General features: G+C 40.8%; 25 protein-coding genes and 1 tRNA gene. 8 read left to right on the top strand and 18 right to left on the bottom strand.

Annotation, left to right across the window (positions count from 1 at the left end; translation table 11 throughout):
- Positions 1–152: 152 nt before the first annotated feature.
- From rplL to deoC, 8 genes are all read right to left on the bottom strand, one after another.
- On the bottom strand, positions 153–515 hold the full coding sequence (gene rplL, locus PARC_RS01295) for a 50S ribosomal protein L7/L12 (protein ID WP_002958882.1): 363 nt from the start codon (positions 513–515) through the stop codon (positions 153–155).
- A gap of 76 nt (positions 516–591) precedes the next feature.
- On the bottom strand, positions 592–1,086 hold the full coding sequence (gene rplJ, locus PARC_RS01290; protein WP_002958881.1) for a 50S ribosomal protein L10: 495 nt from the start codon (positions 1,084–1,086) through the stop codon (positions 592–594).
- Between the two features lie 320 nt (positions 1,087–1,406).
- Positions 1,407–2,111 (bottom strand): 50S ribosomal protein L1, encoded by a 705-nt coding sequence (gene rplA / locus PARC_RS01285; RefSeq protein ID WP_007580124.1) that lies wholly within the window; start codon positions 2,109–2,111, stop codon positions 1,407–1,409.
- A 3-nt stretch (positions 2,112–2,114) separates the two neighbouring features.
- Entirely contained in the window at positions 2,115–2,543 is a 429-nt protein-coding gene (gene rplK, locus PARC_RS01280) for a 50S ribosomal protein L11 (protein WP_002958879.1), read from the bottom strand.
- A gap of 213 nt (positions 2,544–2,756) precedes the next feature.
- Positions 2,757–3,320: a transcription termination/antitermination protein NusG gene (gene nusG, locus PARC_RS01275; protein WP_007580122.1), complete on the bottom strand. Its 564-nt coding sequence runs from the start codon at positions 3,318–3,320 to the stop codon at positions 2,757–2,759.
- Positions 3,321–3,324: 4 nt separating this feature from the next.
- The gene (gene secE / locus PARC_RS01270; protein ID WP_002958877.1) at positions 3,325–3,702 is read right to left on the bottom strand and encodes a preprotein translocase subunit SecE; all 378 of its coding nucleotides are present in this window, start codon (positions 3,700–3,702) and stop codon (positions 3,325–3,327) included.
- 132 nt (positions 3,703–3,834) lie between these two features.
- Positions 3,835–3,911, bottom strand: a tRNA-Trp gene (locus PARC_RS01265).
- Between the two features lie 148 nt (positions 3,912–4,059).
- A complete protein-coding gene (gene deoC, locus PARC_RS01260) occupies positions 4,060–4,803 on the bottom strand; it encodes a deoxyribose-phosphate aldolase (RefSeq protein WP_010555005.1) in 744 nt (247 codons plus the stop codon).
- Between the two features lie 450 nt (positions 4,804–5,253).
- Between deoC and cysG the strand changes: the two genes are divergently transcribed.
- From cysG to cysQ, 6 genes are read left to right on the top strand one after another with little or no spacing between them, the layout of a single operon-like run.
- Positions 5,254–6,681: a siroheme synthase CysG gene (gene cysG / locus PARC_RS01255; protein ID WP_010555006.1), complete on the top strand. Its 1,428-nt coding sequence runs from the start codon at positions 5,254–5,256 to the stop codon at positions 6,679–6,681.
- 49 nt (positions 6,682–6,730) lie between these two features.
- Positions 6,731–7,630: a sulfate adenylyltransferase subunit CysD gene (gene cysD / locus PARC_RS01250; protein ID WP_008133447.1), complete on the top strand. Its 900-nt coding sequence runs from the start codon at positions 6,731–6,733 to the stop codon at positions 7,628–7,630.
- Complete coding sequence (gene cysN, locus PARC_RS01245; protein ID WP_007580108.1) at positions 7,630–9,054, top strand: sulfate adenylyltransferase subunit CysN; 1,425 nt, start codon at positions 7,630–7,632, stop codon at positions 9,052–9,054. Before cysD ends, cysN begins: the two co-directional genes overlap by 1 nt.
- 31 nt (positions 9,055–9,085) lie before the next feature.
- On the top strand, positions 9,086–10,810 hold the full coding sequence (locus PARC_RS01240; RefSeq protein WP_010555007.1) for an SLC13 family permease: 1,725 nt from the start codon (positions 9,086–9,088) through the stop codon (positions 10,808–10,810).
- A 32-nt stretch (positions 10,811–10,842) separates the two neighbouring features.
- On the top strand, positions 10,843–11,436 hold the full coding sequence (gene cysC / locus PARC_RS01235) for an adenylyl-sulfate kinase (RefSeq protein ID WP_010555008.1): 594 nt from the start codon (positions 10,843–10,845) through the stop codon (positions 11,434–11,436).
- A 9-nt stretch (positions 11,437–11,445) separates the two neighbouring features.
- Positions 11,446–12,216 (top strand): 3'(2'),5'-bisphosphate nucleotidase CysQ, encoded by a 771-nt coding sequence (cysQ, locus tag PARC_RS01230; RefSeq protein ID WP_007378438.1) that lies wholly within the window; start codon positions 11,446–11,448, stop codon positions 12,214–12,216.
- 131 nt (positions 12,217–12,347) lie between these two features.
- Here the strand turns inward: cysQ and PARC_RS01225 are convergent, their stop codons facing one another.
- Together PARC_RS01225 and PARC_RS01220 are read right to left on the bottom strand one after the other, a co-directional pair.
- Positions 12,348–12,833 carry a hypothetical protein gene (locus PARC_RS01225; protein WP_010555009.1) on the bottom strand — a complete coding sequence of 162 codons (486 nt, stop codon included), beginning with the start codon at positions 12,831–12,833 and terminating at the stop codon, positions 12,348–12,350.
- 385 nt (positions 12,834–13,218) lie between these two features.
- Positions 13,219–14,016 (bottom strand): alpha/beta fold hydrolase, encoded by a 798-nt coding sequence (locus tag PARC_RS01220; protein ID WP_007580097.1) that lies wholly within the window; start codon positions 14,014–14,016, stop codon positions 13,219–13,221.
- 451 nt (positions 14,017–14,467) lie between these two features.
- Between PARC_RS01220 and PARC_RS01215 the strand changes: the two genes are divergently transcribed.
- Both PARC_RS01215 and PARC_RS01210 read left to right on the top strand, forming a co-directional pair.
- Positions 14,468–15,757, top strand: coding sequence for an SLC5/6 family protein (locus tag PARC_RS01215; protein WP_007580094.1), 1,290 nt, complete (start codon positions 14,468–14,470; stop codon positions 15,755–15,757).
- Between the two features lie 130 nt (positions 15,758–15,887).
- Entirely contained in the window at positions 15,888–17,231 is a 1,344-nt protein-coding gene (locus PARC_RS01210) for a M24 family metallopeptidase (RefSeq protein WP_010555011.1), read from the top strand.
- A 53-nt stretch (positions 17,232–17,284) separates the two neighbouring features.
- Here the strand turns inward: PARC_RS01210 and speD are convergent, their stop codons facing one another.
- The 8 genes from speD to PARC_RS01170 form a co-directional block, all read right to left on the bottom strand.
- On the bottom strand, positions 17,285–18,097 hold the full coding sequence (gene speD / locus PARC_RS01205) for an adenosylmethionine decarboxylase (protein ID WP_007376266.1): 813 nt from the start codon (positions 18,095–18,097) through the stop codon (positions 17,285–17,287).
- A gap of 88 nt (positions 18,098–18,185) precedes the next feature.
- Positions 18,186–18,599, bottom strand: coding sequence for an OsmC family protein (locus PARC_RS01200; RefSeq protein WP_002958863.1), 414 nt, complete (start codon positions 18,597–18,599; stop codon positions 18,186–18,188).
- Positions 18,600–18,685: 86 nt separating this feature from the next.
- Complete coding sequence (locus PARC_RS01195; protein WP_007580087.1) at positions 18,686–19,033, bottom strand: DUF3802 family protein; 348 nt, start codon at positions 19,031–19,033, stop codon at positions 18,686–18,688.
- A 132-nt stretch (positions 19,034–19,165) separates the two neighbouring features.
- Entirely contained in the window at positions 19,166–20,635 is a 1,470-nt protein-coding gene (gene astD / locus PARC_RS01190; RefSeq protein ID WP_010555012.1) for a succinylglutamate-semialdehyde dehydrogenase, read from the bottom strand.
- A gap of 15 nt (positions 20,636–20,650) precedes the next feature.
- Positions 20,651–21,667 (bottom strand): arginine N-succinyltransferase, encoded by a 1,017-nt coding sequence (gene astA, locus PARC_RS01185; RefSeq protein WP_010555013.1) that lies wholly within the window; start codon positions 21,665–21,667, stop codon positions 20,651–20,653.
- Positions 21,668–21,752: 85 nt separating this feature from the next.
- Positions 21,753–22,958, bottom strand: a complete 1,206-nt coding sequence (locus PARC_RS01180) for an aspartate aminotransferase family protein (protein WP_010555014.1) — start codon at positions 22,956–22,958, stop codon at positions 21,753–21,755.
- A gap of 379 nt (positions 22,959–23,337) precedes the next feature.
- Entirely contained in the window at positions 23,338–24,498 is a 1,161-nt protein-coding gene (locus PARC_RS01175; protein WP_010555015.1) for an HDOD domain-containing protein, read from the bottom strand.
- 43 nt (positions 24,499–24,541) lie between these two features.
- On the bottom strand, positions 24,542–25,123 hold the full coding sequence (locus tag PARC_RS01170; RefSeq protein ID WP_010555016.1) for an anthranilate synthase component II: 582 nt from the start codon (positions 25,121–25,123) through the stop codon (positions 24,542–24,544).
- Positions 25,124–25,285 lie beyond the last annotated feature (162 nt).

The raw sequence follows: 25,285 nt of genomic DNA, 5'->3' as shown, positions 1-25,285 counted from the left end.
ACTAGCAAACTATAAAGCGTTGAAAGTAAAGAAAAAATCAGATTTTATTTGAGCTAAAAGAGTGCATCACTCTATAGCGCAAAAAGGCCGGTGATTAAATAATCACCAGCCCTTGCCTGATTTCTCAGGCAGCGAACTTAGCAAAAGCTAAATTACTTAACCTCAACTTCAGCACCAGCTTCAGTAAGATCTTTTGCAAGTGCTTCAGCTTCTTCTTTAGATACACCTTCTTTAACAGGTGTAGGAGCAGCTTCAACAAGAGCTTTCGCTTCTTTAAGGCCAAGGCCAGTTGCGCTACGAACAGCTTTGATTGCAGAAACCTTGTTAGCGCCAGCGCCAGTAAGGATTACGTCAAATTCTGTTTTCTCTTCAGCAGCTTCAGCAGCTGGACCAGCTACCATTGCAGCTGCAGCAGTTACGCCGAATTTTTCTTCCATTGCTTCGATAAGAGCAACAACGTCCATTACTGACATTTCAGCAATTGCGTCAAGGATTTGGTCTTTAGATACAGACATTACAAATTTCCTAATAATTAACGGACATTACGTCCAAATAAATTTTACACCGAAAGTGAGATTAAATAGCTTAAAATTAAGCAGCTTGCTCTTCTTTCTGTACACGTACTGCTTCAATTGTTTTACACAATTTGCCAGCAGACGCTTCTTTCATAGCACTCATTAAGCGTGCAACAGCTTCGTCGTATGTAGGTAATGTAGCAAGCATTGCTGCATCAACAACATTTCCTTCAAAAGCGGCCGTTTTAAGCTCGAATTTCTCATTCTTTTTCGCGAAATCTGAAAAGATACGCGCAGCAGCACCTGGGTGCTCTGATGAGAAAGCGATTAAGCTTGGACCAACAAATGAATCAGAAAGACACTCAAAATCTGTTCCTTCAAGAGCACGTTTTGCTAAAGTGTTACGGACAACTTTCATCCAAACACCATTTGCACGAGCTTCTTTACGAAGGGCAGTGATTGCGCCAACTGTTACACCACGAGAATCTGCAACAACTGCAGATAGAGCACCATTGGCTGCTTCGTTGACTTCAGCAACTATTGCTTTTTTGCCTTGAAGATTTAAAGCCATGGGTGTTACTCCTGGTTTAATGGGGATACCGATTATCGGATTCCCCTGTTCTACTCTTCCCTACCAAACAAGGTAGAGATGCTTTTTACGGCGAGAGCCAGAAGGATTAGGAAAAATCTATCTGGGGTCTACACCGTCTACGTAGGTGAATATTAAGGCCGAAGCCACCTACGGTCTTGGACGGAAGCCCAATTTATCGTTAACCCCGAAGGCTTAACGAAATTATGGACTTCAACCCGAATTCTTTACTTTGCCAATTAATAAATTAATCAACAAAATGGCGCGAAATTATAGTACAAATTTCACGCCATGTAAACACTTTAAGCTACAGTTGTGCTTAAAGTGTTTTGGTCAACAGAAACGCCTGCGCCCATTGTTGTAGAGATAGTTACTTTCTTCAAGTAAACACCTTTAGCTTGAGAAGGTTTAGCCTTCTTAAGCGCAACAATTAGAGACTCAAGGTTTTGTTGTAATTGCTCTGCAGTGAAATCAACCTTACCAATAGTAGTATGGATGATGCCATTTTTGTCATTACGGTAACGTACTTGACCTGCTTTAGCATTTTTAACTGCTTCTGCAACGTTAGGCGTTACAGTACCAGTTTTAGGGTTTGGCATTAGACCACGTGGGCCTAAGATTTGACCTAGTTGACCAACAACACGCATAGCGTCTGGTGATGCAACAACAACGTCAAAGTTCATCTCGCCTTTTTTAACTAGTTCAGCAAGATCTTCCATGCCTACTAATTCAGCACCGGCTTCTTTTGCAGCTTCTGCATTAGCGCCTTGTGTGAATACAGCAACACGAACGTCACGACCAGTACCGTTAGGTAGTACAGTAGCACCACGAACGTTTTGATCAGATTTACGAGCATCGATACCAAGGTTAACGGCAACGTCAACACTTTCTACGAATTTAGCTGTCGCTAACTCTTTTAAAAGAGCAACTGCTTCATTGATTTCGTAATCTTTTGTTACTTCCACTTTTTCGCGGATAGTACGCATACGTTTAGTTAATTTAGCCATTTCTTAGTCCTCTACGTTCAAGCCCATCGCACGCGCAGAACCTGCGATAGTGCGAACCGCTGCGTCCATATCGGCAGCTGTAAGGTCAGTTCGTTTTGTCTCAACAATTTCTTCAAGTTGAGCACGAGTTACTGTGCCTACTTTATCAGTGTTAGGACGGCCTGAGCCTGACTTGATACCAGCAGCTTTCTTAAGTAAGTAAGCAGCAGGTGGCGTTTTCATGTCGAACGTAAATGAACGGTCACCGTAAACAGAGATCACTACAGGAACTGGAGCGCCTTTTTCGATAGACTCTGTACGTGCGTTAAACGCTTTACAGAATTCCATGATGTTTACACCGTGTTGACCTAGTGCAGGACCTACTGGAGGACTAGGATTAGCCATACCAGCGGCAACTTGTAGCTTGATTAGAGCTTCAACTTTTTTAGCCATTATAAATACCTCATTTGGTGGGTCTCAGCCTTGTGCGCGCGAGGACGCGTACTCTAACGGCTTCCCAGTTTAAAAATTGGTTTCGTACTTTTTGCACAGTAAAAATAAATTTTACCTTAATACAAAAAGGCCGCTGATTATAAGTTAATCAGCGGCCTTTTTCAAGCTTCATGCCAAAATTTAAATAAAAATTAGCGAAGCTTTTTTAATCAATTACTTATCTTGCTCAACTTGACCGAATTCAAGCTCAACTGGCGTAGAACGACCAAAAATAAGTACAGATACTTTTACGCGGCTCTTTTCGTAGTCAACTTCTTCAACTACACCACTGAAATCTGCAAATGGTCCGTCTGTAACGCGAACAACTTCACCTGGTTCAAATAATGTAGCAGGTTTAGGTGCTTCAGCATTTTCTTGAAGGCGATTAAGAATGCGTTCTGCTTCTTTAGGAGTTATTGGAGCAGGACGATCAGACGTTCCACCAATAAAGCCCATTACACGTTCAGTGCTGTTCACTAAGTGCCAGCTTGCGTCATTCATATCCATTTGTACTAATACATAACCTGGAAAGAATTTACGCTCAGATTTACGCTTTTGGCCAGCGCGCATCTCAACAACTTCTTCAGTTGGTACTAGTATCTCACCAAAGCTCGATTCAAGACCTTCGATTTTAATATGTTCAGTTAACGTTTGAGCTACACGCTTTTCGTAACCAGAAAAGGCTTGTACTACATACCAACGTAACTTAATTTCTTTGTTCTCGTTCTCATCCGACATGGGATCAGATCTCCAATCCAGTTAAAAAGCCTACAGCGCGGAATAAAATGCCATCTAATCCCCAAAGGATAAGTGCCATAATCACTGTTGCAACCATTACAATTAATGTCGTGTGGGTAGTTTCTTGGCGCGTTGGCCAAATAACTTTGCGTACTTCAATTCGAGCTTCTTTAGCGAAAGCAAGAAAGTTACGTCCCTTAAATGTTTGCGAGGCAATTGCTAATCCGGCCGCTATTGCAACAACAACGCCGATAGCACGTAGTAGTACAGATTGATCTGCATACATGTGATTACCAACAACTGCGCCTGCAAGTAGCGCGATTGCTACTAACCACTTTACTGACTCCATCGCACTTGATGGTGTTTCTACATTCGTGCTCATAATATTATTACCTTAACTACAGACACAACAACCCTACACTACGGCAGGGTTAATCCATTAAAATCTAAACTTAAAAACAGACTTAATTTAAACCGGTTTTTAATCTCAGACTACTCAAATAACAAGTAAGACTGGCAGGGGCGGAGAGATTCGAACTCCCAACCATCGGTTTTGGAGACCGCTGTTCTACCAATTGGAACTACGCCCCTGCAAAGTGGATGCCTATTATACTTACGCAGTTCATTAACACAAGCCTAAAAGATACCCACATTGGAAAATCTAATTAATTAATTACATTATTGTTTAAACTGCTAATAATTTAATCGGTTATATAAATGTGCAATCCTAAAATATTGGTTATTTTTCTAAGGTTTTATAAACATCATTCAGTAAGCTTGAAGCACCAAACCTAAATGTATTTGCTTGCAAATAATCATCACCCATTATTGCGCGTGCTAGCGCTAAATAATCACTGGCATCGGCAACAGTTTTAACACCACCGGCAGCTTTAAAGCCCACACGTTTATTTGATTTTTTAATGGCTGTTAGCATAATTTTTGTTGATTCAAGGGTTGCATTAATGGCCACTTTACCCGTACTGGTTTTTACAAAATCGGCACCACCTTCAATTGCCAATTGAGTAGCCTGCGTTATTAGCGCTTCGGTTTTTAGCTCACCGCTTTCTATTATTACTTTTAGTTGCACGCGCGACCCACATGCTTTTTTACTTTCGCTTACATAGCTAAGTACTGTTTGAACATCGCCCGCTATGAGTTTTTTATAAGGGATAACAAGGTCAATTTCGTCAGCGCCGCGCTCTATTGCAATAAGTGTTTCGTTAATTACATCACTCAGTGGCGCATCACCTGTTGGAAAGTTAGTGACCGTTGCAACTTTTACGTGGTTAAGCTCACGTGCTGCGAGTGCTATTTTTGCATCATCAACAAAGTCGCTATAAACACATACTGCGGCAGGCGTGCCCAGCGTCGGGTTTATACTATTAACAAGCGCTTGAATGCTTTTGGTGGTATCGCTAGTGTTTAAACTTGTTAAATCCATCAGTGCGACTGCTAATGCGGCATCTTTTTGGTGTTGTGTCATTAGAGCTCCGTTGCTTATGTAATACCAATTTTATTAAAAATATGATCATTTTAGCGTATTAAATAACTCACTAACTACGGTAAAAATTATTTATATAGAACAACTATGTATCATAATTTTAGCCTTGTTATTGAGCTATTTTTTCGTCGCTATAATAGATCACTAATTTAATGCAATTGGTATAAGTACAAAATTTGATATGCCTCCATATTAACAAATTAAACCAAACTCGCTATAGCTCATAACCAAACACTATAAGCTGTTTATTTTACTTGTAACTCGGCGCAATCCCTTGTTAACTAACTCTTAGGCCTAAAAAGCCCACCTATTATAACTTTTGGTTATATCAACTTGGTTTTAATTATTTTTTACTTATTGATAGCCGCTATATTCTGCATATCAGAATAAAGCGTTTTCTTATATTTGAATTTGTTTAGGGGTCTTATTAACGTGCAGTATTTACCTATCTTTACCAAACTCGACAACAAACCAGTATTGGTTGTTGGCGGTGGAGAGGTCGCATTACGCAAATGTCGCGCGTTTTTAAAAGCGAGAGCAAGCGTTACTTTAGTAGCACCTTGGTTTTGCGACGAACTAAAAGAGCATGCACATAATAATGAAGTAACGCTTATTGATGCTTATTTTGATGAATCGCACCTTGATGGCAAAATGCTTGTTATTGCAGCAACCGACCGCGATGAAGTAAACAACAACGTATTTGAACTTGCCAATGCCCGCAATGTGTTTGTAAACGTGGTTGATGACCAACCTAAATGTACGTTTATATTCCCATCCATTGTTGACCGCGACCCAATCACCATTGCTATATCAAGTGCAGGCACAGCGCCGGTACTTGCACGTCGCTTACGCGAAAAGCTCGAAACCCTTATTCCGCATCATATTGGCCCACTTGCAACACTTGTCGGTGGCTTTAGAGACAAAGTAAAAAAACGCTTTAAACATTTTTCAGACCGCCGCCAATTTTGGGAAGGCGTATTCGACTCATCTGTCGTGAGTAAAGTGCAAACCGGTGATACTCAAGCCGCACAGCAGCAATTAGAGCAAATGCTAGATGCTAAAGCAGAACCTGAAGGCGAAGTATATGTAGTAGGTGCAGGCCCAGGCGATCCAGAGCTTTTAACACTTAAAGCACTGCAACTTATGCAACAAGCCGATGTGGTTGTATACGACTTTTTAGTGTCTGACGAAATTATGGAATTAGTGCGCCGTGATGCTGACCTTATTTGTGTAGGCAAACGTTTGGGCGATCATAGTGTTGTTCAAGACGACACCAACCAAATGCTGGTCGACCTTGCTAAACAAGGCAAAAAAGTGTGCCGCATTAAAGGTGGCGATCCGTTTATTTATGGTCGTGGTGGCGAAGAAGTACAAGTACTGGCTGCTAACAACGTAAATTATCAAATTGTACCGGGTATTACAGCCGCTGCTGGCTGTAGTGCGTATGCAGGTATTCCGCTTACGCATCGTGACCATGCACAAGCCATTCAATTTGTAACTGGCCATTGTAAAAAAGACGGTCAAGAACTTGATTGGCAATCGCTGGCAAAAGCTAATCAAACGCTTGCTATTTACATGGGCGTAATTAAATCGCCGCACATACAAAGCGAGCTTTTAAAACATGGCCGCAAAGCAGACACCCCTGTCGCTATTATCGAAAACGGTACACGCAAAAATCAGCGTGTAGTAATAGGCCAATTAGGCGAACTTGCTGACTTAATCCAGCGCAACAGCATTATATCGCCTGCGTTACTCATTATTGGTGAAGTAGCCGCCCTGCACTCGCAACTAGCGTGGTTTGGGAAAAACGAACAAACAAGCAGCTTTGCACAGCCGCTTACAGATGTATCAAATACATAACCGAATTTTAAATTTGTAACTTTTAATCATTTTAGTAGGACGACTAACAATGGCTTTAACTCACCTTCAGCAACTTGAAGCTGAAAGTATCAAAATCATGCGCGAAGTCGCCGCTGAGTTTGAGAACCCAGTAATGCTTTACTCTATTGGTAAAGATTCGTCGGTACTTTTGCACTTAGCACGTAAAGCATTTTACCCTGCAAAAATTCCGTTTCCGTTATTGCACGTAGACACCAATTGGAAGTTTCGTGAAATGATTGAGTTTCGCGACCGCATAGCTAAAGAATACGGTTTTGACCTACTGGTACATAAAAATCCAGAAGGCATTGAAATGGGTGTAGGCCCGTTTACGCATGGCTCGGGTAAACATACCGACATAATGAAAACCCAAGGCTTAAAGCAAGCACTTAACAAATATGGTTTTGATGCTGCATTTGGTGGCGCACGCCGCGACGAAGAAAAGTCACGCGCAAAAGAACGTGTTTACTCGTTCCGCGACAAGCACCATCGCTGGGACCCTAAAAACCAACGTCCTGAGCTTTGGAACACTTATAACAGCCAAGTTAATCCGGGCGAAAGCATTCGTGTTTTCCCGTTGTCTAACTGGACTGAGCTTGATATTTGGCAATACATTTACCAAGAAAACATCGACATGGTACCGCTTTACCTAGCAAAAGAGCGCCCTGTTGTTGATCGCGATGGCACCCTAATTATGGTTGACGATGAGCGTATGCCACTTAATGAAGGTGAAGTACCGCAAATGAAATCTGTACGTTTTCGTACATTAGGCTGCTACCCACTTACCGGTGCAGTTGAGTCAACAGCAAGTACTTTAACCGAAATCATCGAAGAAATGCTGCTATCTACGTCATCTGAACGTGAAGGTCGTGTTATTGACCATGATTCAGCAGGCTCAATGGAGAAGAAAAAACGTGAGGGGTATTTTTAATGTCTAGCCAAAATAACGATACATTTAACGAAGTAAAAGAAATAGGCATAGACGCCTACCTAGCACGCCAACAAGACAAAAGCTTATTGCGTATGCTTACGTGTGGCAGCGTAGATGACGGTAAATCAACATTGATTGGCCGCCTACTGCACGACAGCCACCAAATTTATGAAGATCAGCTAGCTGCCCTTCATAAAGATAACGAAAAAGTAGGTAACGCAGGTGAAGATCTTGACCTTGCATTATTAGTTGATGGCCTACAAGCTGAGCGTGAGCAAGGCATTACCATTGACGTAGCGTACCGTTACTTTTCAACGGCTAAGCGTAAATTTATTATTGCCGACACACCTGGGCACGAGCAATACACGCGCAACATGGTAACGGGTGCATCAACAAGCGATGTCGCCATTATTTTGGTTGATGCGCGTTACGGCGTGCAAGTACAAACCAAGCGCCACAGCTTTATTTGTGACTCGCTTGGCATTAAGCAGTTTGTTGTTGCCGTTAATAAAATGGATATCGTTGATTTTGACGAAACTGTGTATGAAAAAATTAAGGCCGATTACCTTAAATTTGCTGAGCAACTTAACGTATCAAACATTAAGTTTGTGCCTATGTCGGCGCTTAAAGGCGACAACGTAGTAACGCGCTCTGCACATACACCGTATTACACCGACAAACCGCTACTTGAATTACTAGAAGATTCGCCAGCAGCCGAAACAGATACAGGCTTTGAAGCGCGCCTACCGGTGCAATATGTAGTGCGTCCTAATTTAAACTTCCGTGGTTTTCAGGGCACACTTACATCGGGCAAGATACACGTAGGCGATGCTATAAAAGTATTACCATCGGGTAAAACATCAAGCATTAAAGAAATTGTTACCTTTGATGGCAACCTAGATAGCGCAGAAGCAGGCCAAGCAATTACCGTTACCCTAAATAACGAAATTGATATTAGCCGAGGCGACGTAATAGTACCTGCAAATTCAACGGCTGTTGTTACTAACCAGCTGCAAGCTAAAATTGTGTGGATGCATGAGTCGCCATTAGTATTAGGTAAAAGCTATAACCTAAAGCTAGGCAGCAAAAACACTTCAGCTATTGTTACAAAGATTGATTACACGATTGATGTAAACACGCTTGAGCACGGCACTAGCGACTCACTGCAGTTAAACGAAATTGCGATTGTAACGCTTGAACTAACCGAAACTATTTTGGCAGACGAGTACCACAGCAATCATGAAACAGGCTCGTTTATCCTAATCGATCGCTTATCAAACCTAACGGTTGCTGCGGGCATGATTGAACAAGTACTGCAAAGCCAAGCACAGCAAAGTAACTTTAGCGAATTTGAAGTTGAATTTAACAGCTTAGTACGCAAGCACTTTCCGCATTGGCAAGCGCTTGATATTTCTAAGTTATAAGTTAACTTTAGCCTGTTAGGAATTTAAAAGCATGGTAGAACAGCTCGTTTTAACAGGCATTATGCTTACCTTAGTCGGGTGCCTTTTTGGCACCCGTATTAATCCAGCATGGTTATTTGTAAGCGCCATTGGCACCAGCTACTTAGCAGGGCTAATCGATCTTGAAAGCATGTTAATTAATTATGCTAACCCGTCGCTTATCACCTTAGTGCTATTGGTGTTAGTGTCGACCGCAATAGAAAAAACCACCCTAATTCAAAAGTTAGCGCAATCGCTATCTAAAGGTAGTTTAGTAAAATCGGTAACAAAATTGGGGTTATCAACCGCCTTTTTATCGTCGTTTACTAACAATACCGCCGTTGTTGCATCGCTTATTACCGCGATAAAAGACAACCCTAATCACTCCCCTTCAAAGCTATTATTACCGCTGTCGTACACTGCTATTTTGGGCGGCACCATTACGCTTATTGGTACATCAACCAACTTAATCGTCAATGGCTTTGCAGTCGATGCGGGCATGGAACCGTTGGGCTTTTTTGACTTTACCTTAGTGGGTTTAGGCGCGTTAAGCGTAGGCCTAATTACCATTTTAGTGATGCTTAAATACTTACCCGACAACGGTAAAAGCGACCAAGAAGTCGTGCCTTTTTACCTAGAAGGTAAAGTACAAGCAAACTCAAAGTTAATAGGCCAGACCGTTGAAGAAAACGGCCTGCGTGATTTAAAAGACTTATTCCTCGCTGAAATTATTCGCGATGGCAGCCGTATTTGCGCAGTCACCCCGCAGCAAATTATTCAAAAAGATGACGTGCTGCTGTTTGTAGGTGACATAAAATCGGTGCCATTACTTACCCGTTTCGACGGCCTAAAAGTAGTGCACGAGAATCATCAAAAAGACATAGAACACTTAGTAGAAGTAGTTGTAAGTCAGTCTTCAAAATTTATAGGTAAAACCGTAAAAGAAGCCCGCTTTAGAGAACAGTTTCATGCAGCCGTTATTGCCATTCGCCGTGGTCACGACCGCTTACAAGGCGGCCTTGGGCAAGTGCAATTACAAGCTGGCGACTCACTAATACTTGCCCCAGGCAAAAACTTTTATACCTTGCCTAACTTAAAGCGCGAATTTGTGTATATTTCAGGGTTTGACTTACAAGCCCACCTTGCACCTAAGCAATCAAACATTGTGCTACTAAGCTTTGCCGCAGTACTGGGTTTAAGTATTATTGGCATAGTGCCGCTGGTTAAAGGCTTATTAGTATTACTGATTGGCTTAATGCTCAGTGGCACCATAAAACTTAACGAAGTAAAACGCCGTTTTCCTATCGAGTTACTCGTAGTTGTAGGTAGCGCCATTGGCCTTGCCAAGTTAATGATAGGCACCGGACTTGCCGGGCAAATATCCGACGCCATGTTTATGGTACTTGGCGACTTTGGCCCGTACGGCGCATTTATTGCCATATTTTTAATGACCGTATTATTTACCGAGCTTATTACTAATAACGCAGCAGCTGCCTTGTCGTTCCCTGTTGCTTACTCGCTCGCGGTTGGTTTTAATGTAGACCCGCTACCATTTATTATGGCGGTTGCCTTTGGCGCATCAGCCAGCTTTATATCGCCATTTGGGTATCAAACTAATCTAATGGTTTATAGCGCGGGTAACTATCGCTTAAAAGATTACATAGTGATGGGCTTACCCCTTTCTATTATTTATTCAATCACGGTATTAACCTTGATCCCGCTGGTATTTCCGTTTTAATACCTGCGCTCACAGCATAAGAGACTCTCACTATGGATGAAAATATAGTTTGGCATAACTACGCAACTACAAAAGCACAGCGTAGTGAGCAAAAAAAACATAAGCCCGCTATTTTATGGTTTACCGGTTTTTCGGGCTCTGGCAAAAGCACCGTAGCAAACGCACTAGAAGCAGCGCTTAATCAGCAAGGTACGCACACTTACCTGCTCGATGGCGACAACGTACGCCACGGTTTGTGTAAAGACCTAGGCTTTAGCGACGAAGACCGCATTGAAAACATACGCCGCGTAGGCGAAACCGCTAAACTAATGACCGACGCTGGCTTGTTAGTACTTACTGCGTTTATATCGCCTTTTAGAGCGGAGCGCGATATGGTGCGCAGCCTAGTAGATGACGGCGAATTTATTGAAGTATTTATCGATACCCCACTGGATGTATGCGAAAGCCGCGATCCAAAAGGCTTATACAAAAAAGCCCGCGCTGGAGAGATAAAACACTTCACTGGTATCGATTCAAGCTACGAAGTGCCAAATAATCCAGAAATAATTTTAGATACAAGTAAAAACACCCTAGACCAATCGGTTACACAACTGATAACGTATCTAAAACAAAAGCACATAATATAGGTTAACCCCATGAATCAAACCGAACTGCTAGAAGAAACCCTCATCCTTGCCCGCAAAGCAGGCCAAGCGATAATGGGAATTTACGAAAAGGACTTTAACGTTGAGTACAAAGCCGATGAAAGCCCCGTAACCGACGCCGATTTAGCAGCTCATAAACTGATTGTGGCAGGGCTTCAACAGCTCACACCCGACATTCCAATACTCAGTGAAGAAAACGCCGACATAAGCTGGGATGTACGCCAAACGTGGAAAAGCTACTGGTTAGTTGACCCAATCGACGGCACTAAAGAATTTATTAAAAAGAACGGTGAATTTACCGTAAACATCGCCCTAATTAAAAACGGCACTCCTATTTTAGCCGTAGTAGATGCACCTGCCCTTGGCGTATCGTACTTAGCCGCCGAAGCCATTGGCGCATTTAAAGATAAAGGCGATGAGCGAATTGAGCTTAAAGTAACAACTAAACCTAACAAAGGGTTAATTCGTGTTGTAGGTAGCCGCTCGCACCCATCACCCGATTTAGCTGAGTTTGTAAAACGCTTTGATGAGGTTGAAATGGTGTCTAAAGGCAGCTCACTAAAGCTGTGTTTAGTGGCCGAGGGCAGCGCCGATATTTACCCGCGCTTAGGTCCAACATGTGAATGGGATACAGGCGCAGGCCATGCAATCGCCGAAATAGCCGGTGCTAAAGTCACTAAGCTTGATGGCAGCCCGCTTATTTATAACACCAAAGATGAGTACTTAAACCCGTATTTTATTGTAAGTGCGATAGAAGAGTAAGCGCAGTTTTGAGTGGTTAGCTATCGGTTGTTAAAAAGACAATTGATAGCTTTTGATCTTCATATTATGAAGAGGTGACAACTGCATATTGAGAAGACTATTGCCCTGTTTAAAGCGCTTATTATATGCCTTTAGTTTGCAGGCTTATTTCTGTATCTTCGCAACTTTCTTAATAAGTGTTCAGGATCTTCGTCAGAGCCTTTAGCTCTCAAATATTCTTCGGCTATTTCATATTGCGAACGTTTTTTCTTTTTGTTACCAATAGCTTCCATAGATAATGTTATCTCTAAAAATTTAACGTCTTGCTTTTTTGCTTCTCGCCCAGAAAAGTTTCCAATACCTTTAATGGGCTTCCCATAAAATGATTCTTCAAGATCAACTTTACCAGCTTGTAACATATACACTTCATAAATCTCTGATATTTTTAGTAATAATTCAGGTGGTGGGTAAATCCCAAATTCCATAAAATATGCAAGTTTACCAAGTGGATTTTCCGACTCCATAGGGCGATTATTTTCTAAATTTAACTCACTATAAAAATGTTTATTGAGATACTTCCACGCGTCCTCTAATTCATTAATGGTTTGCTCATTAATATCTAGATATTTACCCTTCATAGCCAACCTTTAAAATATTACTGTAAAAATGAATGCAGCAATTATGCTACCTAAAGTATTTAAAGCTAATATACCACTTGGTTTCTCGTACCACTTTATTGAATTATTACTCATACTATTCCCCCTTAATTAGTTAAGTAATAATTATTAATTAAATAAACCTAATAAGTAAGGACACTCAAGCTTCTAGATATCCGTTGCCACACCTACTCAGCTAAAATCTAAAAAACTATAAAATAAAGTAAGAATTGACGGGAGCTATGGCGTGTTGGGTTTTATTACTTTAGGTCTTGTTTTTAGTTTAGGACGAAAGCCAAAAAGAATGATCTAATCCAATTTACTAAGTACTTACCCCTCATTGCACACTTTTTAAAAGCTACAACCCTTAACGATTTTGCTGGGCGATAAAAGCAAGCGAGTGCTGATTGAATAAGTCTGGGCGCTCCACATTACAGACATGGCCGCAATGGTGAATAGTTTGCAGTACGCTGTTTTTATGACGCTTAACCATTTCTTTAACAGGGCCAAGGAACATATGATCTTCCTTACCCATAATATACAGAATGGGAATATCAATGTCTTTTTCTTTGAAGTATTGCATTAAAGGGTTTACGTCCATGGCTAATTTAAACCACTTTATAAACTCTTTTTGGCACAAGCGTTTTGCTTCACGAACAAACAAAAGTCGAGATTCTTTATGACGCTTTTTCGGCATCATAATAAAAGCAAATAAGCGATACAGCCACATATAAGGCAGGAAGTGTTTAAAAGTATTACCTAAATAAACCAATGTATTACTGCGAGTATTAAAACGAGTAACCGCTCCACCTAGCACCATGCTAGAAACATATTGCGGCGCAATTTCAGCAATATTTCGAATAATAATTGTGCCCAATGAAATGCCAACAAAGTGTGCGCTGGTGATATTGTTATGATCTAACACATCGATAATGTCTTTAGAGACATTATTAAATGAATAATTATTATCAACAAAGTTTTGTACTAAGTTATTCGATTTACCGTGACCACGAAGATCTAGTAACAATACATTATATTCTTTTTTATAAGCTTTAAGCTGACGAAACCAAATTGCCGAACTACCACCTGCTCCATGGACAAATACAACCCATGTTTTACTGGTTTCGTGCGCAAAAGTAGTATGGAAAAGAATTTCTTTGCTCATTGCAGTTAGCGGCCTATTTACTTCGTTTGGCATATTCAATTGTAGGAAGTATAACGGAGTTTAATAAAAATCTCTTATGAAGTTGAGATGAATGGCTTCTACTTAACAGCTTTTGGGAGCAGATTTTGATTTTAAATGAAAACAAATAAAATGACCTTCCCCTATTTTTACGTTATGAAAACCGTCTTCCTCGGCTTTCCTGCCAGCATGACGCTATAGCGTGTTGGGTTTCGCTCCAAATAACCAACCTACCCCGCACAGTAACTCTATAATGTGGCTTGCCATTTAAGGCTTTTGCTCACTTTTACACCACTGTTTCGTATTCATGACACTTACCCTCCAATTGAGCCTAATTAATTAGTCTAAAAATCTCTTCAAAACATGAAAAATGTCTCTAAAAACTATACCCTTCGGCGCAGTTATTATTTAAATAATGGATGAGCACACACACATGACAACATCTCAAGATGCAACGCTTTCAAATGCATCACCAAACACACACACAAATTCAAGCAAAAATTCAAATACAAAAACTAAATGGAACCTGCACGATACGCAGTGGACATTAAGTTTATTTGGTACCGCCGTTGGTGCGGGTATTTTATTTTTACCTATTAACATTGGTATTGGCGGTTTTTGGCCGTTAATTATTATGGCGTGTTTAGCGTTCCCAATGACCTTTTTTGCGCACCGTGGATTAGCGCGCTTTGTACTTTCATCAAAAAATAAAGATGCCGATTTTACCGACGTAGTTGAAGAGCACTTTGGTGTGACTGCGGGCCGGTTAATTTCCTTGTTGTACTTTTTATCTATATTCCCAATTTTGCTTATTTACGGTGTGGGCTTAACCAATACCGTTGATAGCTTTATGGTTAATCAAATGGGGATGGAATCACCTTCTCGCGTGCTACTTTCGGGCGTATTAGTTGCAGGTATGATTAGCTTAATGATGGGCGGCGAGCGCTTAATGCTACGTGCCTTTGCTATTTTAGTGTATCCGCTTGTGGGCATATTGTTCTTTTTATCACTTTATTTAATCCCTAGCTGGCAAATGCCAGATATGACGGTGCCTGAAATAGGCAGCTTTGGTAAAACGTTGTGGTTATCGATTCCTATTATTGTGTTTTCGTTTAGCCACGCAGCGGCTATCTCAAGCTTTGTAAATGTGCAACGCGGTCATTACGGCGAACAAGCTACACGTAAGTCTGAGGCGATTTTAAAGCGCACTAGCTTGCTACTTATTACCTTTGTACTGTTATTTGTGTTCTCTTGCGTGCTGTCGCTTACAGGCGAGCAAATGGCAGCGGCTAAAGCGGCTAACGTATCGGTTTTATCCTACCTTGCTAATATTACTGATAACTCGTTTATTGCCACACTTGGGCCACTTGTTGCCTTTATTGCTATTACATCGTCGTTTTTGGGTCATTTTTTAGGTGCACGCGAAAGCTTTACAGGATTAGTAACTAAACAAACAGGCTTAAGCGCTGGCGTTACCGATAAAATTGGTGTGTTAATCATGTTTTTAGCTATTTGGTTTTGTGCTGTTAAAAACCCAAGTATTTTAGACATGATGGATCAGTTATCGGGCCCTATCATCGCGATGATTTTATTCATTATGCCAATGATTGCAGTTTATAAAGTACCTGCACTTAATAAATACCGAAATCGCTTTAGCACGCTATTTATATTAGCGGTTGGCTCGCTTGCTGTATTTGCACTTTTATACAGTATGCTTAAGTAATAAAACGGTTTATACAAAAGCCCGGCTACTTTTTAGCTGGGCTTTTTTGTGTGCTGTTTATCTCAAATTGTTTTTTTATAGTCGCTCTTCAGGCATGTTATAAATTAACTAGCCTAAAAATAAAACAATTATGCACTTTACTAAACAACTCCTACTTTATGTAAGCTTGCTAACTACGCTTGTTTTAAGCCTCTTTGTTAAAGCTGATGACGCTCCCGCTATTTTATCGATGAAAGAGCGCGCTGCGTTTATAGATAAAATAACAGAGCTTAGAGTTAATACCTTAATGCCCTCGTTAATGAAGCAGCACAACACTGATATGTGGCTACTTATAAGTCGTGAATATAACGAAGATCCAATATTAAAAACAATGCTGCCTGCAACATGGCTTTCAGCCAGACGCACCACGATTTTACTATTTGCACTTAATAAACAAGGTGGTGTTGATGCTTACGCTATTGCGCCTTATAAAATAGGTAACGTATTTAAAAAAGGGTGGGATAAACAAACACAACCAAGCCAGTGGGAAGCACTCAATACACTTATTGAGCAATACAAACCTCGCAACATTGCGCTTAATACTTCTACCGACTGGGCACATGCCGATGGCCTTGTGCTAGGCGATTACAAAACCTTAATGGCTAACTTGCCCGCCACTTATCACAATAAAATAATTTCTGCAGAGCCGCTTGCTGTTGCGTGGTTAGAGCAACGCATTCCTGAAGAAGTTAAAATGTATAAACATATTGTCGCTATTGCCCATCATATTATTGCAGAGGGGTTTTCGGGTAAAACAATTACGGTTGGTGAAACAACTAGCGATGACTTGGTATGGTGGTTTAGAGAGCGCGTAAAAGAGCTCAAACTACAAACATGGTTTCACCCAAGTGTTGCTATTCAGCGCGCCGATGCGAAGTCGTTTAATCATGAAGAAAGCTTTACCAATGGCTACGATGATAACGTTATACAAGCCGGTGACTTGCTTCATGTAGATTTTGGTATTACTTATTTACGCTTAAATACCGACACGCAGCAGCATGCGTATGTGCTCAAAGAAAACGAAACGAGTGCGCCTAGTTACTTAGTTGAAGCACTAAAAAGCGGTAATAAACTACAAGACATATTTACCAGTCAATTTGCGGTAGGTAAAACCGGTAATGAGGTTTTAGCTGCAGCACGAAAAGCCGCTATTGAGCAGGGATTAAAGCCCACTATTTATACCCATCCTCTTGGCTATCATGGCCACGCTGCTGGCACTACATTAGGTATGTGGGATTCTCAGCAAGGTGTACCGGGAGATGGTGACTATCCGCTTCATTTAAATACGGCTTACTCAATTGAGCTTAACAATGCTGTGTTTGTAAAACAGTGGAATAAAGAAATAAGAATAATGCTAGAGGAAGATGCTATTTTTGATAAAAGCGGTGTCTGGTATTTAAATGGCCGACAAACACAGCTATTGCTTGTAAAATAAAGTATAAAAAAATGGCGCTCACTGAGCGCCATTTTTAATTTAATTCGTTGCTATTACTCTGTATCTGGCAGGTTACGGCCATAGAATATTTCTTGCATTTCACGGGTCAGCTTTGAGCGAATTTCATCTTCTTCGCCCTCTGATAAATCTGCCGTAGAAAGGCCGAATAAATACGTGTTTAGATCGGTTTCTTTTAACATCATTTTGGTATGGAACAGGTTTTCTTGATACACGTTCACGTCCATCATTTGGTACGCTTCTTTTGTATCTTCTGTCATGAAGTTTTGAATCGAGCTAATAGCATGATCAATGTAGTGCTTAACACCGTTTATGTCGCGGGTAAAACCACGAACGCGGTAGTCAATTGTTACTACGTCTGATTCAAGGCTATGAATTAAGAAGTTTAACGCTTTAAGTGGCGAAATAATGCCACAAGTAGACACTTCAATATCAGCACGGAATGTACAAATACCATCATCAGGGTGAGCTTCTGGGTATGTGTGTACACAAATGTGGCTTTTATCTAGGTGCGCAACAACTGAATCAGGTAATGGGCCTGGTGCTTCGTCAGCATCGTAATTTTGCTGCTCTTCTACTGGTTCTTCTGAAACCAAAATAGTTACACTTGCGCCTTGCGGTTCATAATCTTGGCGCGCTACATTTAAAATGTTAGCACCAATAATATCAACAACTTCACCTAAAATGTCGGTTAGTCTATCTGCACTGTACTGCTCATCGATATATTCAATATATTCTTTACGTTGTTGCTCGGTCTTTGCGTAACAAATATCATAAATACTAAAGCTTAAACTTTTGGTTAAATTGTTAAAGCCATGAAGTTTAAGTTTATCGAAGGGTTTGTTCATAATAAACCAACCTATAAATTAGTGGGTTCTGCACCTGCAGAATGAAAAGTTCGCGGATTTTATACGAATTTCCCTCGTGGAAAAAGCGTTATTTTGCTTGATCTTGCACAACTTCGTGGCTATGCGTAATTTCTACTGTTTTATCAAGCATTAATGCAACTGAGCAATACTTTTCAGCAGAGAGTGAAACGGCGCGTGCAAGGTGCTTTTCAGACACATTATTGCCTTTAACAACAAAGTGTAAGTTGATTTTGGTAAACACACGTGGGGCTGTTTCGGCGCGCTCTGCACTTAGTTGTACTTGTACATCTGAAAAATCTTGTTTGGCTTTTTTTAAAATACTAACCACATCAACTGATGAACAACAGCCAACTGACATTAAAACCATTTCCATTGGGCTTGGTGCTGCACTATCGCTGCCGCCATCAAACACAACATTGTGGTTAGAATTAGAACGACCAATAAACGTATCGCCTTCAACCCATTTTACATTTGCTTGCATTGTTATATCTCAAAAAAATATTTTCTTGATTGTAAGCAAGTTAGCCGTAGTTGCAAATGAAAATGCAACGCAGGGCTATAAAATGGCTAAGATTGTTGTGTTAAAGCGCTATCAAAGAGGTTTTTTACTAAACCTGCAAATTCATCTATAAAGGCATGCTGTTCAACCGTGACAGGCTGTGAGGTGATGCTGCTGAGGACTTCTTCTAAATCGTAAACTATGCCATCAACTTCGCGTACAATTTGACTACGCTGCTCTGTGTTGAGGTTTGTGTGCTGCTCGCAAATAAGCATCACATTTTGTGCAATGACGTCTTCAATTAACTCCATTACTGTTGGGGCACCTGGTTTTATTTCGCCTGGCTTCTCAAACAATGCTAAATTTTGAGTTAGATACATGATCAAATCATCGTACCCTTGCCTATCTAAAACCATTTTTGTACCACCTTTGTATAATTAATTATTTTTGATTTAAGCAGAAAGCGCTGTTGATTGCTAGCTTTGCGCGTTAGCAATACAAAAAAAGCAGCCGAAGCTGCTTTTATAATAATTAAGTAGTATTACTACTTAATCTATTTTTAAGCCTGGGCTTAGTGTTGCTGGCATAGCTACTTTTTCAAGCTCTACCGAAGCAACTGGGTATGCACAGTAATCGGCTGCGTAATACGCACTTGCTCTGTGGTTGCCCGATGCGCCAATACCACCAAACGGTGCTGCGCTTGATGCGCCAGTAATTGGGCGATTCCAGTTAACAATACCTGCACGAATACGACGTAAGAAATGGTCGTAATCTGCTGCACTGTCACTTAATAAACCAGCCGATAAACCAAAGGTTGTATCGTTTGCTTTATCAATGGCTTGGTCAAAGTCGTCAAAGCGGAACACTTTTAAAAGTGGTCCAAAATGCTCTTCATCTGGGAAGTCACTAATATTTGTACACTCAATAATACCTGGTGTTACAAAGCCAGTATTAGCTGTGTGCTCAAGTTCTACTAATACTTCACCACCAAGCTCAACAAGCTCGTTTTGCGCTTTAACCATGCCTGCAGCTGCAGCTGATGAAATCATAGAGCCCATAAATGGCTGGTCTGCATCGTCATAATTACCTACTTTAATCGCTTTAGTTGCTGTGATTAAACGCTCCAGTATCACATCACCTTTGCTACCCGTTGGTAAAAATAGTTTACGTGCACACGTACAACGCTGGCCACTTGAGATAAACGCTGATTGAATAATATCGTGAACAATCGCTTTAGTGTCTTCAACATCAGTAATAATAAGTGGGTTATTACCACCCATTTCTAGCGCTAAAATTTTGCCCGGTTGACCCGCAAACTGTTCATGTAAAATATGACCAGTACGCGAAGAACCCGTAAAGAACAAGCCATCAATACCTTTGTGAGCAGCAAGGGCTTTACCCGTTTCTACTTCACCCTGTACAAGGTTAATGACACCTGCTGGTAAACCTGCTTTTTCCCACAGTTTAAGCGTAAGCTCAGCTACTTTAGGAGTAAGTTCAGACGGTTTAAACACAACCGTGTTACCTGCTAAAAGCGCTGGCACAATGTGGCCATTAGGTAAGTGACCCGGAAAGTTATACGGACCAAATACGGCTACAACACCATGTGGCTTATGACGAATCATCGCACGGCCAAGTGGCATTGCGTTTTCTACGTCCCCAGTGCGCTCTAAAAATGCTTTTTCAGAAATGGCAATTTTACCAACCATAGCACCCGCTTCTGTGCGAGTTTCCCACAGTGGCTTACCTGTTTCTTGTGCAATAGTAATAGCGAGCTCTTCGCTGTTTTCTTTTAATTGCGCTGCAAATGCTTTAATTATTTCCAAGCGCTCAGTAAAGCTTTTATCAGCCCATGCATAAAACGCTTCGCGCGCTGCATTTACTGCGGTGTCTACTTGCGCCGCAGTTGCCGATGAAGCCTGCCAAATAACGTCGTTATTTGCAGGGTTTACTGAATTAAATTCTGTGCCTTGGCCTTGTGACCATTGACCATTTATAAATTGTGCAGGATGAGTCATATACTTTCTCCTAAATTAAATCGTGGTTGCACTAACAATATCGCCAGTTTGCAAATGCAGTGCATCTGCTATTTCTTGCGATAAAATAAGGCTTTTTGCGCGCTCGTCAAATGTCATTGGTGCAACGGTTGCTCTAAAGTCATTAAGCTTTTCGTTAGCTAGTAACACCATGGTGTCGCCAGTCATTTCGCCAATTTCAACGTTAAAGTTACGTGCATTACGAATAGTCGCAATGTTATCTACTTTTGCTTCAACCGTTGGGCCGCCGTCAAAAATATCTACGTAGCCATTAAACGTAAAGCCTTCGCTTTTTAATAACTCGATTGCTGGGCGAGTGTTGTCGTGTACTTTACCTATTACGGCTTGCGCATCTTTACTTAGCAAGTTTACGTAAATTGGGTATTTAGGCATTAATTCAGCAATGAAAACCTTTTGGCCAATACCTGTTAGGTAATCGGCTGTTGGAAAATCCATTGAGAAAAAGTGCTCTTCAAGCCACTGCCAAAAAGGGCTACTGCCGTTTTCGTCAGACACACCGCGCATTTCTGCGATTACTGTTTGCGCAAAACGCTCTTGATGCTGTTTTATAAACATAAAGCGCGCTTTTGAAAGTAGCTTACCGTTACAATTTTTACGATAACCATCTTTTAAAAACAATGTGCAAAGCTCTGTAGCACCTGTGTAGTCGTTACATAGCGTTAGAATATCAACCGCTTTGTATACGTCTAATGTGCGCGAAGAGTGAATCACTTTACTTAAGTGATAATGATAAAATGCATCATCAAGCCCTACCGCAGCTTCAATTGCAGATGTTCCTACAACGTCACCGGTTTCGCTATCTTCAAGAACAAACAGGTAGCCTTCGTCACCAGGTTGTGACGTTTGTTTAGCAAAAGAGCTTACTGAATGGTCGATCTTTTTTTGCAATAGTTCTTCGTTTAATGGCAAAGACGTAAAACCATGCCCTGATTCGTGGGCAATTTTCAGTAATGCTGAATAATCATTTTGCTGGATTGGGCGAAGGATCATCATGAGTCCGCTTGCTCCCTTATAAATAACGGTAAATAGGAATTGCAGGGCAAGCAGTGCTTGCCCTTAATTGGTTGGCTTAAGTCGCTTATGCGTTTACTACGCTTGCTACTGCTTTTTCAAAGCGTGCCATACCTTCGCGAATGTCCGCTTCAGGAATTACTAAAGATGGAGTGAAACGTATTACGTCTGCACCAGCAACTAATGACATAAGGCCTTGCTCAGTCCCTGCCACTAAAAACTCTTTTGCACGACCTTTATATTGCTCGCTCACTACTGCACCAATTAATAAACCTTGGCCACGGATTTCGCTAAATACGTTGTATTTTTCGTTAACCGCAGTAAGTAGTTCATTAAATAATGCTGCTTTAGCTTTTACGCCAGCAAGTACTTCTGACGTATTTACTGTATCAAATGCAGCTTCTGCAACAGCACACGCAAGCGGGTTGCCGCCATAAGTAGAACCATGAGTACCTACTTTAAGATGCTGTGCAATTTCAGTTGTTGTGATCATAGCGCCAATAGGGAAACCGCCGCCAAGTGCTTTAGCTGAAGTTAAAATATCAGGTACTATGTTTAAGCCTTGGTATGCGTATAAATCGCCAGTACGGCCAACACCAGTTTGAACTTCATCAAAAATAAGCAGTGCGTTATGTTTAGTACATAAATCGCGAACGCCTTGAGCAAAATCGTCAGTTGGTGAAACAATACCGCCTTCACCTTGAAGAGGTTCCATCATTACGGCACATGTTTTGTCGCTGATAAGCGCTTCAAAAGCAGCTAGGTCGTTGTAATCACAATGTACAATGTCGCCAGGCTTAGGACCAAAACCATCTGAATATGCAGCTTGACCACCCACAGTTACTGTAAAGAATGTACGACCGTGGAAACCTTTGTTGAACGCGATGATTTGTGATTTTTCTGCGCCAAACTTATCAAGTGCAAAACGACGCGCTAATTTAAGCGCTGCTTCGTTTGCTTCTGCGCCTGAGTTGGCAAAGTAAACTTTTTCAGCAAATGTAGCATCAACCATTTTTTTAGCTAGGCGAAGTGCCGGCTCATTGGTCATTACATTTGATAGATGCCAGATTTTTTCGCCTTGCTCTTTTAATGCGCCTACTAATGCAGGATGGCAATGGCCAAGACAGTTAACTGCAATACCACCAGCAAAGTCGATAAACTCTCGACCTTGTTGATCCCATACGCGAGAACCTTCGCCTCGAACAGGAATTACGCTTGAAGGTGCGTAGTTAGGAACCATTACGTGATCAAATAATTCGCGATTGACTGTCATTTTATTTCCTCTTAATTGTGAGCAACACAAAACATCAAAATAGGTGTTTGGTTAATATTTGTAACCAACTTTATAGGCAAGATCAGTAACCTGATAATTGCGCAAAATTGCTTTGTGGTTCAATTTTCAGACGCACATTATTTCAGAATTACTTATATCTGTCTCGTTAAAAACTTTCATGTATCCCTTTAAAATAAAGGGCTAAAGATATTATTTCATAGATAGTGAATAACTATTTGCATAGCTATTTATGCTTATTTTTAAACAACTAACCGCATGAGCACCAAGGCGCGCATGCTTTAATCGGCAAATATGCAATATAACAATAGAGTGAGAATGAATGGTTAGTCGCAAAAAAATTAACAAAAAATTCAGATTTTTAGTCAATTTGAATAGCTAAATTGGTAAAATTACTCGATTGGAGGGTTTTTAGTTCCGTTTTAGTGAACTTAAAGTACGAAAACCAGCTTAGAGTTTCATCAGGCTCAATAAGTTGATGCTCTTTTAAATTAAGATATTGAGAGTAGCAACGTGCCTTTAGCATTACTTCTGTTAACGGCAGTAATGTATCGCCTTTATCTACCCCATTTACTAGCTGCTGCATTACACCTTTAAACGGTAAATATTTAAAAGCCATTTTGTCTATTACTTTGGCGCTTACTTCTATCGACTTATTGCTAAGTAGAGTGGTTAAAAATAGCGGGTCGGGCTGTAGCTCTAATAATGCGGTGTGTAAATCTTTTTGGTTTTCATTTCGGGCTAACTGCACTTTGCGTTGCCATACTTTCTCAAACGTTTTTAAGTACAAGCGCACTAATGCAATTCGCCCTACATCTAAAAGCATTCCAAGGGTAAATGCATGTACGTCATTCACATTATTAATTTGTGCAATTTTTTGCGCAGCAATCGCGTTTGCCATTGCGCTGTCGCGTAGCCGGCGTTTTAATAATGAAAATGGTTCGGTGCTATGTGGCATCCAATGACGCGCAGCAAATGTAGGAATCACTAGCTGTAAGTTATCAAGGCCAATATAACGAAGGGCAAGCGATGGTTTATCTACTTTTACAGACGTGTTTTTACTACGTTGATTACGATAGTAAGGTAAATTAACAAGCGTTACTAATTCTCTACCCAACCAGCTTATATCATTAACTAGTGGCTCTAAACGCCCTACCGACGCTGACTTTACAGCTAATATATCGAGTATATTGGCAATGCCATCTTCAATACCTATAGTGCTGTGAATTACGCCATCTATATCTTCAAGCTGCTTATATATAGCTGTTTCAATTGTTTTGTGCAGTTGCTCACTCGCTTGAGCGCGGTACTTATGATGTGCAGTACTGCTTTGCTGGCGTTTATTCTGTGCGGCCACTTCAACCTGAAGCAAAGTGCGTTGCTTCATGGGTTCGCCGTAATCTATATCTAATGTATGGATGAAACCAATTTGCTGATGCGCAAAGCTGTGCCCAAGCAATAAGTCATGAGCCCGTTGGCTTAGTATTTTGGCATTACGCTGCTGGGCTACAAGTTCAGTCATGACATCCATTAATAAAGTATTAAATGCTCTGTGTATTATAACATTAGAAGCGAGTTAAAAAGTTATCAAGCAGTTCTAAGCCTTGATCAGTTAAAATAGCTTCGGGGTGAAACTGCACACCTTCGATTGCTAGTTCTTTATGAAGTAACCCCATAATTTCGTCAAACTCGCCTTGCTCAGTCTGAGTCCATGCGGTTACTTCAAGTTCTTTAGGCAGCGTTTGTGCTTTAACCACCAAAGAATGATAACGACACACTGTTAACGGGTTAGCTAAACCTTTAAACACACCTTTGTTAGTGTGAACTATGGGTGATGTTTTACCGTGCATTACTTTTTTAGCACGAATTACATCTCCCCCTAAAGCTTGTGCGATAGTTTGATGTCCCAAGCAAATTCCTAAAATAGGATATTGCCCTTTTAGTTGCTCAACAACATTTAACGAAATACCCGCTTCGTTAGGGGTGCATGGCCCTGGCGATAACACGATGTGCTGCGGGTTTAACTGTTTTATTTGCGCAATGCTTAGCTCATCATTACGTTTTACTAAAACGTCTTGATCTAAACGCTGAAAATATTGCACTAAGTTGTAAGTAAACGAATCGTAGTTGTCGATCATCAACAGCATTACACAACAGACCTTATAAATTATTGACCACTACTTTACACAAGTGGTACTAAGCGCTGCATTCTACCACTATTAATTCGTCAACATAAATGAGGTTTGTTTATCTTACGTTAGAGCTATCTTTAGAAGGAATATTAGAATTATAAAGAAGCCGGCTAAAAA

Source organism: Pseudoalteromonas arctica A 37-1-2 (genome assembly GCF_000238395.3).
Classification (GTDB): domain Bacteria; phylum Pseudomonadota; class Gammaproteobacteria; order Enterobacterales; family Alteromonadaceae; genus Pseudoalteromonas; species Pseudoalteromonas arctica.
The sequence above is the reverse complement of the archived record's forward strand: the minus strand, read 5'-3'. Positions and strand labels throughout refer to the sequence as shown.

Excerpts from the sequence above, each read along its gene's own strand:
- rplL (WP_002958882.1), bottom strand. The coding sequence starts at position 515 with ATGTCTGTATCTAAAGACCAAATCCTTGACGCAATTGCTGAAATGTCA.
- rplJ (WP_002958881.1), bottom strand. The coding sequence starts at position 1,086 with ATGGCTTTAAATCTTCAAGGCAAAAAAGCAATAGTTGCTGAAGTCAAC.
- rplA (WP_007580124.1), bottom strand. The coding sequence starts at position 2,111 with ATGGCTAAATTAACTAAACGTATGCGTACTATCCGCGAAAAAGTGGAA.
- rplK (WP_002958879.1), bottom strand. The coding sequence starts at position 2,543 with ATGGCTAAAAAAGTTGAAGCTCTAATCAAGCTACAAGTTGCCGCTGGT.
- nusG (WP_007580122.1), bottom strand. The coding sequence starts at position 3,320 with ATGTCGGATGAGAACGAGAACAAAGAAATTAAGTTACGTTGGTATGTA.
- secE (WP_002958877.1), bottom strand. The coding sequence starts at position 3,702 with ATGAGCACGAATGTAGAAACACCATCAAGTGCGATGGAGTCAGTAAAG.
- deoC (WP_010555005.1), bottom strand. The coding sequence starts at position 4,803 with ATGACACAACACCAAAAAGATGCCGCATTAGCAGTCGCACTGATGGAT.
- cysD (WP_008133447.1), top strand. The coding sequence starts at position 6,731 with ATGGCTTTAACTCACCTTCAGCAACTTGAAGCTGAAAGTATCAAAATC.
- cysN (WP_007580108.1), top strand. The coding sequence starts at position 7,630 with ATGTCTAGCCAAAATAACGATACATTTAACGAAGTAAAAGAAATAGGC.
- PARC_RS01240 (WP_010555007.1), top strand. The coding sequence starts at position 9,086 with ATGGTAGAACAGCTCGTTTTAACAGGCATTATGCTTACCTTAGTCGGG.
- cysC (WP_010555008.1), top strand. The coding sequence starts at position 10,843 with ATGGATGAAAATATAGTTTGGCATAACTACGCAACTACAAAAGCACAG.
- cysQ (WP_007378438.1), top strand. The coding sequence starts at position 11,446 with ATGAATCAAACCGAACTGCTAGAAGAAACCCTCATCCTTGCCCGCAAA.
- PARC_RS01225 (WP_010555009.1), bottom strand. The coding sequence starts at position 12,833 with ATGAAGGGTAAATATCTAGATATTAATGAGCAAACCATTAATGAATTA.
- PARC_RS01220 (WP_007580097.1), bottom strand. The coding sequence starts at position 14,016 with ATGAGCAAAGAAATTCTTTTCCATACTACTTTTGCGCACGAAACCAGT.
- PARC_RS01215 (WP_007580094.1), top strand. The coding sequence starts at position 14,468 with ATGACAACATCTCAAGATGCAACGCTTTCAAATGCATCACCAAACACA.
- PARC_RS01210 (WP_010555011.1), top strand. The coding sequence starts at position 15,888 with ATGCACTTTACTAAACAACTCCTACTTTATGTAAGCTTGCTAACTACG.
- speD (WP_007376266.1), bottom strand. The coding sequence starts at position 18,097 with ATGAACAAACCCTTCGATAAACTTAAACTTCATGGCTTTAACAATTTA.
- PARC_RS01200 (WP_002958863.1), bottom strand. The coding sequence starts at position 18,599 with ATGCAAGCAAATGTAAAATGGGTTGAAGGCGATACGTTTATTGGTCGT.
- PARC_RS01195 (WP_007580087.1), bottom strand. The coding sequence starts at position 19,033 with ATGGTTTTAGATAGGCAAGGGTACGATGATTTGATCATGTATCTAACT.
- astD (WP_010555012.1), bottom strand. The coding sequence starts at position 20,635 with ATGACTCATCCTGCACAATTTATAAATGGTCAATGGTCACAAGGCCAA.
- astA (WP_010555013.1), bottom strand. The coding sequence starts at position 21,667 with ATGATGATCCTTCGCCCAATCCAGCAAAATGATTATTCAGCATTACTG.
- PARC_RS01180 (WP_010555014.1), bottom strand. The coding sequence starts at position 22,958 with ATGACAGTCAATCGCGAATTATTTGATCACGTAATGGTTCCTAACTAC.
- PARC_RS01175 (WP_010555015.1), bottom strand. The coding sequence starts at position 24,498 with ATGACTGAACTTGTAGCCCAGCAGCGTAATGCCAAAATACTAAGCCAA.
- PARC_RS01170 (WP_010555016.1), bottom strand. The coding sequence starts at position 25,123 with ATGCTGTTGATGATCGACAACTACGATTCGTTTACTTACAACTTAGTG.